This window comes from Modestobacter sp. VKM Ac-2983, from assembly GCF_026967885.1.
In the GTDB taxonomy this organism is placed as follows: Bacteria; Actinomycetota; Actinomycetes; order Mycobacteriales; family Geodermatophilaceae; genus Modestobacter.
On the sequence record NZ_JAPVBK010000003.1, the window covers coordinates 313,120 to 327,141 of the forward strand.

A 14,022-nucleotide genomic window follows, 5' to 3' on the forward strand; every position below is an offset into this window, starting at 1 on the left:
CCTCGATCAGAGGAGGCTGGCGTCCAGGGTGATGTCCACGGCGGCCAGCGCCTTGCTCACCGGGCAGCCGGCCTTGGCGGCCTGGGCCGCCTTGTCGAAGCCGGCGGCGTCGAGCCCGTCGACCTCGCCGCGCACGGTCAGCGCGATCCCGGTGATCGTCGGGGCGCCGTCCTGCTGGCCGAGGGTCACCTCCGCGTTCACCTCGAGGGACTGCGTCGTGCCGCCGGCCTTGCCGATCTCGCTGGACAGCGCCATGGCGTAGCAGGACGAGTGGGCGGCGGCGATGAGCTCCTCGGGGCTGGTGGTGCCCCCGGCCTCGTCAGCGGCCCGCTTGGGGAAGCTGACGTCGAACGTGCCGACCTTCGAGCTGGAGAGCTCGACCTGGCCGGAGCCCTCCTGCAGAGAGCCGTTCCAGGCAGTGCGTGCGGTACGGGTGGGCATCGGACCTCCTCCTCGTCGGTGACGGCCGCGACGCAGGGCTGCGTCGCGGCCGGACACCGGTTCTGACGGGGTCAACCGTTCCCGGCCGGCGGTGTTCCCGCCACCGGACGCGGCCGGCCCGGCAGCGGGGTCCTTCTTCAGACGGGGGCGATCGCGCGGGTCTCGGCCACCCGCTCGGTGATGAGCCGCAGCTGGGCCTTCAACTCGTCGAACTGGCTCTGGTTCAGGGCCAGGGCGTCGATCATCTCCGCGGAGATCGAGCAGGCCGGGCCCTGCAGCGCCCGGCCGGCGTCGGTCAGCCGGACGGAGACCGACCGCTCGTCGTCGGCACGGCGGTGCCGGGTCACCAGCCCTGCAGCGGTGAGCCGCTTGAGCAGGGGGGAAAGGGTGCCGGAGTCGAGTGCCAGGCGGGTGCCCAGCTGCCCGACGCTCTGCCCGTCCTCCTCCCACAGCAGCATGAGGACGAGGTACTGGGGATAGGTGACCCCGAGCTCGTCCAGCATGGGGCGGTACCGGGCGGTGACCGCACGTGAGGCCGCGTAGAGCGCGAAACAGAGCTGATCGTCGAGAGCGACGCTCGGCGACGGGGTGTCTGTCATGGGGCAAGAGTAGGGCGCGATCCGGCTGTAGGCAGCCGTGTGGCCCATCTCGCCGCGTTTTCTGCCAGGGTCGAAGGCCGCAGGGGTGCTCCGTGCCGCCCTGGACGCCGCCAGGTTGAGTGGAACAGACTCAAGTCCTGCTCCGTTCCACCACACGAACCGTCCGTGTCGCAGGAGAGGACAGACCGACCCGCCATGCAGAGCAAGCTCACCACCCGTTCGCAGGAGGCCGTCGCCGCCGCTCAGCGGCTGGCGGTCGACCGGGGCCAGGCGGCCCTCGAGCCCCTGCACCTGCTGGTCGCCCTGCTCGAGCAGACCGACGGCATCGCCGGCCCGCTCCTGCAGGCCACCGGCGCCGACCCGGCCGACGTCCGGGCCAAGGCCGACGCCGCGGTGCGCCGGATGCCGAGCGTCAGCGGCTCCACCGTGGCCGCCCCCGCGCCGTCCCGGGAGCTGCTCCGGGCGATCAACGCCGCCGGCGAGCAGGCCAGTGCGCTCGGCGACGAGTACGTCTCCACCGAGCACCTGCTGGTCGGCCTGGCCACCACCGAGGGCGAGGCAGGCGCCGTCCTGACCGGTGCCGGTGCCACGCGTGACGCCCTGGTCGCGGCGTTCCGCACGGTCCGGGGCAACCGCAAGGTCACCAGCCCCGACCCGGAGAGCACGTTCCAGGCGCTGGAGAAGTACGCCGTGGACCTGACCGCCCGCGCCCGCGAGGGCCGGATGGACCCGGTCATCGGCCGGGACACGGAGATCCGCCGGGTGGTGCAGGTGCTCTCCCGGCGCACCAAGAACAACCCCGTCCTGATCGGTGAGCCCGGCGTCGGGAAGACCGCGATCGTCGAGGGCCTGGCCCAGCGGATCGTCGCCGGCGACGTGCCGGAGAGCCTCAAGGGCAAGCGGCTGATGGCGCTGGACCTCAGCGCCATGGTGGCCGGGGCGAAGTACCGCGGTGAGTTCGAGGAGCGGCTCAAGGCCGTCCTCCAGGAGATCACCGAGGCCGAGGGGCAGGTCGTCACCTTCATCGACGAGCTGCACACCATCGTCGGCGCCGGCGCCAGCGGTGACTCGGCGATGGACGCCGGCAACATGATCAAGCCGATGCTCGCCCGTGGTGAGCTGCGGATGGTCGGTGCGACGACGCTCGACGAGTTCCGCGAGCACATCGAGAAGGACCCGGCGCTGGAGCGCAGGTTCCAGCAGGTCTACGTCGGGGAGCCGTCGGTCGAGGACACCATCGGGATCCTGCGTGGCCTCAAGGAGCGCTACGAGGTGCACCACGGGGTGCGGATCACCGACGGGGCCATCGTCGCGGCCGCGACCCTGTCCGACCGCTACGTCACCGCCCGCTTCCTCCCGGACAAGGCGATCGACCTCGTCGACGAGGCCGCCAGCCGGCTCCGGATGGAGATCGACAGCCGGCCGGTCGAGGTCGACGAGGTCGAGCGGGTCGTGCGCCGGCTGGAGATCGAGGAGATGGCGCTGGCCAAGGAGGACGACCCGGCGTCCCTCCAGCGGCTGGAGACGCTGCGCTCGGAGCTCGCCGACCGTCGGGAGGCGCTGGGCGAGCTGACCGCGCGCTGGCAGCAGGACAAGACGGCGATCGACCGGATCCAGCACACCAAGGAGGAGCTGGAGGGGGTGCGGCTGGAGGCCGAACGCGCCGAGCGGGACGGCGACCTGGCGCGGGTCGCCGAGCTGCGCTACGGCCGCATGCCCGCCCTGGAGCGGGCGCTGTCCGAGGCCGAGGCGTCGGTCGCGGCCAGCGACTCGATGCTGAAGGAGGAGGTCGGCGCCGACGACATCGCCGAGGTCGTGCAGGCCTGGACCGGGATCCCGGCCGGTCGGCTGCTGGAGGGCGAGACGCAGAAGCTGCTCCGGATGGAGGAGGAGCTCGCTCATCGGGTCGTCGGCCAGCCCGAAGCCGTCCGGGCCGTCTCCGACGCCGTCCGCCGGGCGCGGTCCGGCGTCGCCGACCCGGACCGGCCGACCGGCTCCTTCCTGTTCCTCGGCCCCACCGGCGTCGGCAAGACGGAGCTGGCCAAGGCGCTGGCGGAGTTCCTGTTCGACGACGAGCGGGCGATGGTCCGGATCGACATGAGCGAGTACTCGGAGAAGCACTCGGTGTCCCGGCTGGTCGGCTCGCCGCCCGGGTACGTCGGCTACGAGGCCGGCGGTCAGCTCACCGAGGCGGTGCGGCGCCGCCCGTACACGGTCGTGCTGCTCGACGAGGTGGAGAAGGCCCACCCCGACGTCTTCGACGTGCTGCTGCAGGTCCTCGACGACGGCCGGCTCACCGACGGGCAGGGCCGCACGGTCGACTTCCGCAGCACGATCCTGGTCCTGACGTCGAACCTCGGGTCGCAGGTGATCGCCGACCAGTCGATCCCCGACGCGCAGAAGCGGCAGGCCGTGCAGGACGTGGTGCGGTCGCACTTCAAGCCGGAGTTCCTCAACCGGCTGGACGACGTGGTCACGTTCCGAGCGCTCGGCTCCGAGGAGCTGGTCGGGATCGTCGACATCCAGGTCGAGGTGCTCGCCCGCCGGCTGGCCGCGCGCCGGCTCTCCCTGCGGGTGACCGACGCCGCCCGGGAGTGGCTGGCCTTGAACGGCTTCGATCCCGTCTACGGGGCCCGGCCGCTGCGCCGGCTGGTGCAGTCGGCGATCGGTGACCAGCTCGCCCGGGCCCTGCTCGCCGGGGAGATCCGCGACGGCGACGACGTCGTCGTCGACTGGGCGGCGGACGTGGCCGACGGCGACGCCGGGCTCACCGTCACCCGGGGGCCGATGCCCGGGGAGCCGACCGCCGAGCCCGGTCCGGCGACGGAACCGGCCCCGCGGGCGCTCGGTCCCGGCGCCGGCGAGTGAGGCGCCGTGCCCGCCGTCGGCGACGGCGGGCACGGTCCGCTCCGGGTCAGCTCGTGGCGTCCTGGAGGCACTGCTCGTAGGCGACCTGGTCGCCGGTCTGGCTGAAGTCGTCGATGCACGTCTCGGCGGTGGTCACGAAGAACACCGCCGCGGCCAGGATGATCGCCCCGAGCACCAGGCCGATGGCCCCGGTCACGATCCCGCCGATCGGCATGCCCCGGTTGTCGGCCCGCCGGGCCTTGACCCGGCGCAGCGCGACGATGCCCAGGATGATCGCCAGCAGCCCCAGCACGATGCCGGGGACGCCGAGGAAGAAGGCCCCCGGCAGGGACAGGATGCCCAGGACCAGGGAGGCGATCCCGAGTCCGTTGGACTTCTGGGGTGCGCCGTACCCGCCCTGCTGCTGCCCGTACGGGTCCGGCTGGCCGTACTGGATCGGCTGCCCGTACGCGGCCGCCTGACCGTAGGCGGCGGGCTCACCGTAGGCGGAGGGTCCGGGTTGGCCGTAGCCATGAGCACCGCCCTGCCCCGGGCGGTCGTCGCCGGGACGGGAGGGGTCGGGCGGCGGTGCTGGGGGCGTCGTCACCCTCCCGAGCGTAAGGCGTCGGCGAGGCGGCAGCACCCACGGCGGCCCGCCGAGGGGCGTCCGGAGGGGTGCCCCGTGCGGCGGGACCGTGCCAGATCCGCTGCCGGCGGGGTACGGATGCGCGACGATCGAGGACGTCCACCCGCGCGAGTCACCCGAGGAGCTGTCATGACGTCAGGACCGCAGGACCCTCACCAGGGCGGGTACGGGCAGCAGCCGCCGCCGGAGGGCACGCCACCCGAGTACGGGCAGGGGAGCCGCCAGTACGGCGGCCGGCCCCCGTGGCAGCAGGACGGCTCGGAGCAGTCGTCCTATCCCGCGGCACCGGCCGGGCATCCCGGCGGAGAGGTCGGTGCACCCACCGAGCGGCCCGCCACCGTCAAGGCCGGCATCGCCGCCTTCCTGGTCAACACGCTGCTCAACGCGCTCGGCACCGTCCTGCTCTTCACCGACCTGGAGGGGTACCGGGCCGAGCTGGCCGAGGTCGGCGGCCTGACCGACGAGCAGGTCTCCACGGCCGCCACGGTCGGCTTCGTCATCAGCCTGCTGTTCATCGCGGCGTTCCTCGCCGTGCTCTGGTTCGCCTGGCAGGGCCACAACTGGGCCCGCATCGTGCTCTGGGTCCTCGGCGGGCTGAGCGTGCTGGCGGGGCTGACCGGCACGATGGGGACCGGTGGCTTCCTGGTCGCTCTGCAGCTGATGCTGACGCTGGCCGGCATCGTGTTGCTGGCGCTCAAGCCGTCCAACGACTGGTACCGCGCCGAGGCCCAGCGCCGGAAGCGCTTCTGACCCCGGTCAGCGGGAGGAGTGGCTGCGTGGGCCGGACGAGGCCCACGCGGTCGTCGTCCGGGCCAGCAGGCTGGTCCCGGCGGCCGCACAGAGCACCAGCACCAGCAGCGACGACGCCGCCACACCGCCGGTCAGGAAGGTCGCGCCGAGGGTCAGCAGCCCCAACGGCACGCTGACGGCCAGCCCGGTCCACCGCGCCCACGCCCGCCCGCGGGCCAGGAACAGCGCGGAGACGGCGGCCAGCACCCCGAACACGACGGCCTGGGTCAGGTTCAGCAGCACGGCCCGCTCGGCATCCGAGCGCGGTGAACCCGGCTGCGCCTCGGCGAGGGTGTCGATCACGGTCTCCCGGACGGCGAAGGTGAGCAGCGCGTTCAGCAGGAGCAGCAGGGCCAGGGCGGCCAGCACCCCGATCGAGACCTTGACCGAGGCGGGGGTCTCCGGGCGGGCCGGAGCGGGGGGCGTGGGGCTGCTGCTCACCGCGTCAGGGTGGCACGCCGGGGCCGGACCCCGGTCGCCTGCCGCGCCGGATGCGATGCTGGCGCGGCCGGCGCACCACACCACCGTGGTGGACCGGTGACCGACACCAGGAGGACAGCCGCAGTGATGGCCCCCCGGCAGACCCGAGCCGTCGCCCCGTCCCGGATCGGCGGGCTCCTCGCCGTCCCCGTCCTCCTGGCCGGGATCGCCGGCTGCAGCGGGTCCGACGACGAACCGACCGCACGCGCCACCTCCAGCGCCACGGCCACCGAGACCAGCGCGGCACCGACGTCGGAGGCGGCCGCGACGCCCACCGGACCGATCGGACCCGGGTGCGAGCTGGTCTTCCCCGCCGCGGCCGGCGGCGCGCCGGCGGACCTGGCAGCCCAGCCGGTGAGCGCGGTGGTGGGCGCCAATCCGCAGCTGAGCACCCTCACTGCGGCCGTGGGCGCGGCCAACCTGGTCGACGTGCTGAACACCCGCGAGGACGTCACCGTGCTGGCGCCGACGAACGCCGCCTTCGACGCCCTGGGCCCCGACGCGCTGCCCGCACTGCTCGCCGACGGCCCGCGGCTGACCTCGCTGCTGACCCACCACGTGCTGCCCGGTCGGCTGGCGCCGGCCGACCTCGTCGGCGAGCACGTCACGCTCAACGGCGACCCGATCACCGTGGCCGGGCCCCCCGACGCGCCGACCGTCGCCGCCGAGGGCACCCTCGCCGGCGCCGCCCCGGCGACCGTGGTCTGCGGGGACGTGCCGACGGCGAACGCCACCGTCTACGTCATCGACCAGGTGCTCGCTCCCGCAGGCTGAGCCGTGCCGAGCCCAGGGGGCCCGGTCACACCGACACCCGCTCCGCCGGCGTCAGTAGGGTCGGCGGGATGAACGCCCCTGCTCCGGCCCATCCCGACCGCGACCGGCTGCTCGAGCTCGTCGTCGACCTCGCCGTCGTGCACGGGAAGGTGACGCTCTCCTCCGGTCAGGAGGCCGACTGGTACATCGACCTGCGCCGGGTGACGCTGCACCACGAGGCCGCCCCGCTGGTGGGTCGGGTGATGCGCCAGCTCACCAGGGACCTGCGCTACGACGTGGTCGGCGGGCTGACCCTGGGCGCCGACCCGGTCGCCACCGCGATGCTGCACGCCGCCGCGGGCGGCGAGGGGTTCCTGGACGCCTGCGTGGTGCGCAAGGCGACCAAGGCGCACGGGATGCAGCGGCGGATCGAGGGACCCGACGTCGCCGGCCGCACGGTGCTGGTCGTCGAGGACGTCTCGACCACGGGGAGCAGCCCGCTCGCCGCCGTGGAGGCGCTGCAGGAGGCCGGCGCCGAGGTGCTGGGCGTGGCCGTGATCGTCGACCGCGGCGCCCGCGCGGCCGTCGAGGCGGCCGGCCTGGAGTACCGCGCGGCGTTCGAGCTCGCCGACCTCGGCCTGTCCTGACGGGAGGCCCTGCTCCGGGAGGGCGCCGCAGCCCCACCGGGGCCGTACGGTGACGGGGTGACCGCCCTCACGACGACGTGGGTCCGCGAGCTCCAGGACGCCCTGGGCCCGGACAGCGTGCTCACCGATCCCGACGTCACCGCCGCCTACGCGCGCGACCAGGCGATGCTCGCCGAGGCCGGGCTGCCGGCCGCGGTGGCGCTGCCGCGCAGCACCGAGGAGGTGTCGGCGGTGCTGCGGCTGGCCAGCCGGCACGGGGTCCCCGTGGTGCCGCGGGGCGCGGGCTCGGGGCTGGTCGGCGCGGCCAACGCGGTCGACGGGTGCATCACCCTGGCGCTGACCCGGATGGACGCCGTCCTGGAGGTCGCGCCGGCCGACCGGCTCGCCGTCGTCCAGGCCGGCGTGGTGAACAAGACGCTGCGCGACGCCGTCCGGGGGCACGGGCTGTTCTACCCACCGGACCCGGCCAGCTACGACTGGTGCACCCTCGGCGGCAACCTGGCGATGAACTCCGGCGGGCTGTGCTGCGTGAAGTACGGGGTCACCACCGACTACGTGCTGGGCCTGGAGGTCGTGCTCGCCGACGGCCGGGTGCTGCGCACCGGGCGGCGCACGGTGAAGGGCGTCGCCGGCTACGACCTCGCCCGGCTGTTCGTCGGTTCCGAGGGAACGCTGGGCGTGATCACCGAGGCGACGCTGGCGCTGCGCCCCGCCCCGCAGCCGCCGGTCACCCTGGTCGCCAGCTTCGGCACCAGCGCGCAGACCGGCCAGGTGGTCGAGCGGGTGGTCACCAGCGGTCTGGTGCCGAGCATGCTCGAGGTGATGGACCGCACCTGCATCCGCGCGGTCGACGACCTGATGAAGGCCGACCTGGACCGCGACGCGGCGGCGCTGCTGCTGGCCCAGTCCGACAGCGGCGGCGACGTGGCCCTCGCCGAGATCGCCGCACTGACCCGGCTGTGCGAGGAGGCCGGCGCCGACTTCGTGCACTCCACCGACGACCCGGCCGAGGGGGATCTGCTGATGACCGCCCGGCGGATGGCGCTGCCGGCGCTGGAGCGGCTGGGCAGCAGCCTGCTGCTCGACGACGTCGCCGTCCCGCGGTCCCGGGTGGCCACCTTCATCGACGGCTGCGACGCCATCGCCGCCACCGCCGGGCTGGTGATCGGGGTCGTCGGGCACGCCGGCGACGGCAACATGCACCCGACCGTCGTCTTCGACGGCACCGACCCCGACCAGTGCACCCGGGCCTACGCCGCCTTCGACGCCATCCTGGAGCTCGGGCTGTCCCTCGGCGGCACCATCACCGGCGAGCACGGCGTCGGCACGATCAAGGCCGACTGGCTGGAGCGGGAGATCGGACCGGTGTCCCTCTCCGTCCACCAGGCGATCAAGCACGCGCTCGACCCGGCGGGGCTCCTGAACCCCGGGAAGATGTTCCGTCGGGCCGCCGCCGGCGACCTGGCCGCCGTCTCGGGTCTCATCGGCGCCTGAGGCGACCGGCGGTGGGAGGCTGCGGGGCATGACCGAGCGATTGGTGGTGGTCGGCGGCGACGCGGCCGGGATGTCGGCGGCCGCCCAGGCCCGGCGCCTGCGCACGGCGGCCGAGCTGGAGATCGTCGTCCTGGAGCAGAGCGACGTCGTCTCCTACTCCGCCTGCGGCATCCCCTACTGGGTCGCCGGGCAGGTGAGCGACCGGGACGACCTGATCGCCCGGACGCCGGCACAGTTCGCCGCCGCCGACATCACCGTGCACATCGGCACGCGGGCCGAGGCGATCGACCTGGACGCCGGTGAGGTGCACGCCCGCGGGGGCGCGCGGTTCGGCTACGACCGGCTGGTCGTGGCCACCGGGGGGCGGCCCACCCGGCCCCCGATCCCCGGCCTGGACGCCCCGGGGGTGTTCGGCGTGCACCGGCTGGACGACGGCGCGGCGGTCCGGGCGGCGATCGACCGGCTGCCCACCGACCGGCCGCGACGCGGGCTGGTCCTCGGTGGTGGCTACATCGGGCTGGAGATGGCCGAGGCCCTGCAGTGCCGGGGGCTGGAGGTCACCGTCGTCCTGGCCGACCCGCTGCCGATGCAGCTGCTGGACGCCGACATGGGAGAGCGGGTCCTCGCCGGCCTGGCCGAGATGGGCATGACGGTGCACGCCGACCAGGCGGTCCGGGAGGTGCTCCTCGACGCCGACGGCCGGGCCTGCGGGGTGCGCACCGACGTCGGCAGCTACCCCGCCGACCTCATCGTCCTCGGGCTGGGCATGGGCCCAGAGGCGCGGCTGGCCGCCGAGGCCGGGCTGGCGATCGGGCCGACCGGGGCGGTCGAGGTCGACCGGAGCCAGCGCTGCCGGGACCACCCGGAGGTGTTCGCCGCCGGCGACTGCGCGCAGACGTTCCACCGGGTCACCGGCGAGGTCGCGCACGTCGCGCTGGGCACGCACGCCAACAAGCAGGGCCGGGTCGCCGGATCGGTGATCGGTGGCCGGCCGGCCCGCTTCGCCGGGGTGCTCGGCACGGCGGTGACCAAGGTGGGGGAGCTGGAGATCGGGCGGACCGGGCTGTGCACCACCCAGGCCGAGGACGCCGGGTTCGCCTACCGCACCGACGTCATCGAGGCGACCACCCGGGCCGGCTACTTCCCGGGCGCGGAGCAGATCGCGGTCAAGCTGGTCACCGAGGCCGGCTCCGGGCAGCTGCTCGGTGCGCAGGTGGTCGGCGGACCGGGGTCGGGGAAGCGGATCGACGTGCTGGCCACGGCGATCTGGGCGGGGATGACCGCCGAGGAGCTGGCCGGCAGCGACCTCTCCTACGCCCCGCCGTTCTCACCGACCTACGACCCGGTGGTGGTCGCCGCCCGCGCCGTCAGCCGCATCGAGCAGGGCTGACCGGGGCCCGGGCGCCCCACCGCTGACCACCCGGCGCGATACTGACCGCGAGCAGAGCAGCCGGTCCCGACGTCAGGAGAGCACCGCATGCCCATCGCCACCCCCGAGGTCTACGCCGACATGATCACCCGGGCGAAGGAGGGCGGGTTCGCCTACCCGGCGATCAACTGCACCTCGTCCGAGACGGTCAACGCCGCGCTGCGCGGCTTCGCCGACGCCGGCAGTGACGGGATCATCCAGTTCTCCACCGGGGGTGCGGAGTTCGGCTCGGGCACCCGGGTCAAGGACATGGTGACCGGTGCGGTGGCGCTGGCCGAGTTCGCCCACGTGGTCGCCGCGAAGTACCCGGTCAACGTCGCGCTGCACACCGACCACTGCCCCAAGGACAAGCTGGACAGCTACGTCCGCCCGCTGATCGCCGTCTCCCAGGAGCGGGTCGACGCCGGCCAGGAGCCGCTGTTCCAGTCGCACATGTGGGACGGCTCGGCCATCGAGCTGACCGAGAACCTGGAGATCGGCCAGGAGCTCATCGAGAAGTGCGCCGCGGCCAAGATCGTGCTCGAGGTGGAGATCGGCGTCGTCGGGGGCGAGGAGGACGGCGTCGCCCACGAGATCAACGAGAAGCTCTACACCGCTGACGGTGACTTCGTCCGCACCGCCGAGGCCCTCGGGCTCGGGGAGAAGGGCGTCTACCTGCTCGCGGCGACCTTCGGGAACGTGCACGGGGTCTACAAGCCGGGCAACGTCAAGCTCCGCCCTGACGTGCTCAGCCGCGGCCAGGCGGTCGTCGCCGAGCAGTTCGGTCTCGGCGAGGGCGCCAAGCCGTTCAACCTGGTGTTCCACGGCGGTTCGGGCTCTGCGCTCGAGGAGATCCGCGAGGCGCTGTCCTACGGCGTGGTGAAGATGAACGTCGACACCGACACCCAGTACGCGCTGACCCGGGCGATCGCCGGTCACATGTTCAGCAACTACGACGGCGTCCTCAAGGTCGACGGCGAGGTCGGCGTGAAGAAGACCTACGACCCGCGCACCTACATGAAGCTGGCCGAGGTGAGCATGGCCGACCGGATCGTGGAGGCCTGCGAGCACCTGCTCTCCGCCGGCCAGTCGCAGGCGGGCTGAGCCATGACCCACGGACACCGCAACCTGCTGGGCGAGCCGGCGGCCACCCTGCTGCCGGGCATCCCCGAGGCCGACGACGCGCTGGCCGCCGGCGCCGACCCGGCCGAGGTCGCCGCCGGGCACCCCACCTCCAGCGCCGCCTGGGCCGCCCTGGCCGAGACCGCACTGGAGGCCGGCCGGACCATCGAGGCCTACGCCTACGCCCGCACCGGGTACCACCGCGGGCTGGACGCGCTGCGCCGCAACGGCTGGAAGGGCTACGGCCCCGTGCCGTGGTCGCACGAGCCGAACCGCGGGTTCCTGCGCTGCGTCACCGTGCTGGCCACGGCAGCCGGGCGGATCGGCGAGGTCGACGAGCAGGAGCGCTGCACCCAGCTGCTGCGCGACTGCGACCCCACGCTGGCGCCCTGACCCCAGCACCCCGGTGCTGACTGAGCAGTTCCGGTCGTTACCCGCGGCGTGTCCGCGCGAGTCGGCGACCGCAACTGCTCAGTCGGCGCGGCCAGTGGCGAGGCGCCCGGGCCGAGATACGGATCATGATCGTCCTGATGCCGAGAACCGGCGGTCTCGTTAGCGTCAAGATCCAGTCGGCGCCACGGGGCGCCGCCTCGAGAAGAGAGGCAGGCCATGGCCACGTTGCTCTGGATCCTCGCCGTCGTCCTGGTCGTCGCCGGGATCGTCGCGGTCGTCCGCAAGCAGATCATCTGGGGGATCGTGTTGATCGTCCTCGGGCTGCTGGTCGGCCCCGGAGGCGTCAGCGTCTTCACCTGAGCTGCCCCGGTGGGGCCGAGAGCCCGCTCGGCCTCACCGGGGGAGTCAGGGACCACAGGATGCTGCCGCCCCGGGCCGCTCAGCGGTCGTGTTCGGCGGCCCGGAGTGAGTCGCTGAGCCGGGAGAGCTCGTCCCCGCCGGCGACCAGCCGGGTGAGGTCGTGCACGTCGACGTCCTCGCGGGTCAGGTCACCGGCCACCCGGCCCCCGCCGAGCAGCAGGAAGCGGTCGCCGACGAGGTGGGCGTGCTGCGGGCTGTGGGTCACGAACAGCACGGCGAGCCCCGCGTCGCGGGCGGCCACCACCGACTGCAGCACCAGCGCCCGCTGGGCCACCGTCATCGGCGCGGTCGGCTCGTCGATGACCAGCACTCGAGCGCCGAAGTGCAGGGCCCGGGCGATCGCCAGGCTCTGCCGCTCCCCGGCCTGCAGCGCGCTCGCGGCCTGGCCGGGGTCGAGCCCCGGGACGCCCACCCGGGCCATCGCCCGGGCGGTGATCTCCTCGGCCCGCCCGACGTCCAGCCGCCGCAACGGCCACATCCCGCGGGTCGGTTCGGCGCCCAGGAAGAAGTTCCGCCACACCGACATCAACGGCGCGATCGCCAGGTCCTGCCAGACCGTGGCGATGCCGCAGGCGCGGGCCCGCTGCGGGGACCGGAATCGCTCCGGCCGGCCGTCGACCAGCAGCTCGCCCTCGGCCGGCTGCTGCAGGCCGGAGAGGACGGCGACCAGCGTCGACTTGCCCGAGCCGTTCTCCCCGAGCACGCAGACCACCTCACCGGCCCGCAGGGCCAGCGACACCCGGGACAGCGCCGGCACGCTGCCGAAGCGCACCGTCACCCCCCGCAGCTCCAGCACCGGCGCCGGGGAGCCGTGCGCGGACAGGTGGGAAGCCGTGCTCACGAGCGGGGCACCGTGCGCAGCCGCCGGCGGACCACGCCGTTGACCAGCAACGCGACCAGCAGCAAGAGGCCGAGGAAGGCCTGGAACCAGCGCGGGTCCCAGTCGGCCAGCGAGAGGCCCTCCCGGGCCACGGCGTAGAGCAGCGCCCCCAGCGCCGCGCCCACGGTCGAGCCGTACCCGCCGGTGAGCAGGCAGCCGCCGATCACCGCCACCACGATGAACTCGATCTCGTCGCCCAGCGCCGGGTCGACCTGTACGCCACCGAGCCGGACCAGGGCCAGCGTGCCGATCAGCCAGCCGGCGGCGGCGGTGCCGAGGAACAGCAGGACCGTGGTGCGCGCCACCGGGACGCCGAGCTCCTGGGCCGCCCGGCTGGCGCCGCCGCTGGCGAAGACGGCGTTGCCGAAGCGGGTGCGCCACAGCAGCCAGGTGGTCAGCAGGGTGGCCAGCACCCACCACAGCAGCGAGATGCGGAACCGTCCGTCACCCAGCTGCGCGGTGGCCCCGAACACCGCCAGCGCCGACTCCCAGCCCGGCGCGTCCGCCAGGCCGGTGACCCGCGAGGAGCCCGCGATCGCGGCTGCCCCGGCGAGCGAGGCGCCCTGCAGTACGAGGAAGGTCGCCAGCGTCACCAGGAAGCTGGGCAACCCGGTGGTCACCACGAGCAGCCCGTTGGCCGCCCCGACCAGCAGGGCGGCGAGCAGGGACACCAGCAGGGCCGGCCAGACGCCGAGGCCCAGCTGGGTCACGAGCAGGGCGGTGACCAGGCTGCTGCCCACCGCGACGACCCCGATCGACAGGTCGAACTGGCCGGCGACCAGCAGCAGCGCGACCGCGACACCGCCGATCCCCAGCGGGGCGGCGATGTCCAGCACGGTGGCCAGGCCGCCGGAGCTGATCAGCTCCGGTGCCTGCAGCCCGAAGAAGACGGCGAGCACCAGCACCCCGAACAGCGCGCCCACGCCGGGGCGGGCGAGCAGCCGGTCCAGCACCCGGCGACCGGCCGAGCGGGGGACGGCGGGCGTCACCGGGCCGAAGCCGGGCAGTCGCTCGCTGGTCGACGGCGGCGCGGCCGAGAAGGGGTGGAGGGGTGGCACGGCGACGCGAGACCTCCTCGAGCGGGGCGGAGACCCCAGTGTCCA

15 protein-coding genes are annotated in these 14,022 nt (G+C 74.0%); 9 read left to right on the forward strand and 6 right to left on the reverse strand.

What is annotated here, in order from left to right; translation table 11 throughout:
- Window positions 1-6: 6 nt before the first annotated feature.
- The gene (locus tag O2W18_RS13365; protein ID WP_269188007.1) at window positions 7-441 is read right to left on the reverse strand and encodes an OsmC family protein; all 435 of its coding nucleotides are present in this window, start codon (window positions 439-441) and stop codon (window positions 7-9) included.
- Window positions 442-578: 137 nt separating this feature from the next.
- On the reverse strand, window positions 579-1,040 hold the full coding sequence (locus O2W18_RS13370; RefSeq protein ID WP_269170295.1) for a MarR family winged helix-turn-helix transcriptional regulator: 462 nt from the start codon (window positions 1,038-1,040) through the stop codon (window positions 579-581).
- A 195-nt stretch (window positions 1,041-1,235) separates the two neighbouring features.
- On the opposite strand from O2W18_RS13370, the gene clpB reads away from it, so the two are divergent.
- A complete protein-coding gene (gene clpB / locus O2W18_RS13375) occupies window positions 1,236-3,908 on the forward strand; it encodes an ATP-dependent chaperone ClpB (RefSeq protein WP_269188008.1) in 2,673 nt (890 codons plus the stop codon).
- Between the two features lie 46 nt (window positions 3,909-3,954).
- Here clpB and O2W18_RS13380 read toward each other — a convergent pair whose 3' ends face one another.
- Entirely contained in the window at window positions 3,955-4,494 is a 540-nt protein-coding gene (locus O2W18_RS13380) for a DUF4190 domain-containing protein (protein ID WP_269188009.1), read from the reverse strand.
- Between the two features lie 168 nt (window positions 4,495-4,662).
- On the opposite strand from O2W18_RS13380, the gene O2W18_RS13385 reads away from it, so the two are divergent.
- Complete coding sequence (locus tag O2W18_RS13385; RefSeq protein ID WP_269188010.1) at window positions 4,663-5,283, forward strand: DUF6264 family protein; 621 nt, start codon at window positions 4,663-4,665, stop codon at window positions 5,281-5,283.
- A 6-nt stretch (window positions 5,284-5,289) separates the two neighbouring features.
- Here O2W18_RS13385 and O2W18_RS13390 read toward each other — a convergent pair whose 3' ends face one another.
- The gene (locus O2W18_RS13390) at window positions 5,290-5,763 is read right to left on the reverse strand and encodes a hypothetical protein (RefSeq protein ID WP_269188011.1); all 474 of its coding nucleotides are present in this window, start codon (window positions 5,761-5,763) and stop codon (window positions 5,290-5,292) included.
- A gap of 126 nt (window positions 5,764-5,889) precedes the next feature.
- Between O2W18_RS13390 and O2W18_RS13395 the strand changes: the two genes are divergently transcribed.
- The 7 genes from O2W18_RS13395 (at window position 5,890) to O2W18_RS13425 (ending at window position 11,979) form a co-directional block, all read left to right on the forward strand.
- Window positions 5,890-6,576 (forward strand): fasciclin domain-containing protein, encoded by a 687-nt coding sequence (locus O2W18_RS13395; protein ID WP_269188012.1) that lies wholly within the window; start codon window positions 5,890-5,892, stop codon window positions 6,574-6,576.
- A gap of 68 nt (window positions 6,577-6,644) precedes the next feature.
- Complete coding sequence (gene pyrE, locus O2W18_RS13400) at window positions 6,645-7,202, forward strand: orotate phosphoribosyltransferase (RefSeq protein ID WP_269188013.1); 558 nt, start codon at window positions 6,645-6,647, stop codon at window positions 7,200-7,202.
- A gap of 57 nt (window positions 7,203-7,259) precedes the next feature.
- Entirely contained in the window at window positions 7,260-8,696 is a 1,437-nt protein-coding gene (locus O2W18_RS13405; protein WP_269188014.1) for an FAD-binding oxidoreductase, read from the forward strand.
- A 28-nt stretch (window positions 8,697-8,724) separates the two neighbouring features.
- Window positions 8,725-10,086, forward strand: coding sequence for an FAD-dependent oxidoreductase (locus O2W18_RS13410; RefSeq protein WP_269188015.1), 1,362 nt, complete (start codon window positions 8,725-8,727; stop codon window positions 10,084-10,086).
- 87 nt (window positions 10,087-10,173) lie between these two features.
- A complete protein-coding gene (gene fbaA, locus O2W18_RS13415; protein WP_269188016.1) occupies window positions 10,174-11,208 on the forward strand; it encodes a class II fructose-bisphosphate aldolase in 1,035 nt (344 codons plus the stop codon).
- Window positions 11,209-11,211: 3 nt separating this feature from the next.
- Window positions 11,212-11,619, forward strand: a complete 408-nt coding sequence (locus tag O2W18_RS13420) for a DUF3151 domain-containing protein (protein WP_269188017.1) — start codon at window positions 11,212-11,214, stop codon at window positions 11,617-11,619.
- Between the two features lie 216 nt (window positions 11,620-11,835).
- Window positions 11,836-11,979 carry a GPGG-motif small membrane protein gene (locus O2W18_RS13425; protein ID WP_269188018.1) on the forward strand — a complete coding sequence of 48 codons (144 nt, stop codon included), beginning with the start codon at window positions 11,836-11,838 and terminating at the stop codon, window positions 11,977-11,979.
- A 79-nt stretch (window positions 11,980-12,058) separates the two neighbouring features.
- Here O2W18_RS13425 and O2W18_RS13430 read toward each other — a convergent pair whose 3' ends face one another.
- Both O2W18_RS13430 and O2W18_RS13435 read right to left on the reverse strand, forming a co-directional pair.
- Window positions 12,059-12,880: an ATP-binding cassette domain-containing protein gene (locus O2W18_RS13430; RefSeq protein WP_269188019.1), complete on the reverse strand. Its 822-nt coding sequence runs from the start codon at window positions 12,878-12,880 to the stop codon at window positions 12,059-12,061.
- The gene (locus O2W18_RS13435; RefSeq protein WP_269188020.1) at window positions 12,877-13,977 is read right to left on the reverse strand and encodes an ABC transporter permease; all 1,101 of its coding nucleotides are present in this window, start codon (window positions 13,975-13,977) and stop codon (window positions 12,877-12,879) included. The genes O2W18_RS13430 and O2W18_RS13435 overlap by 4 nt, the downstream gene beginning before the upstream one ends.
- Window positions 13,978-14,022: the final 45 nt, after the last annotated feature.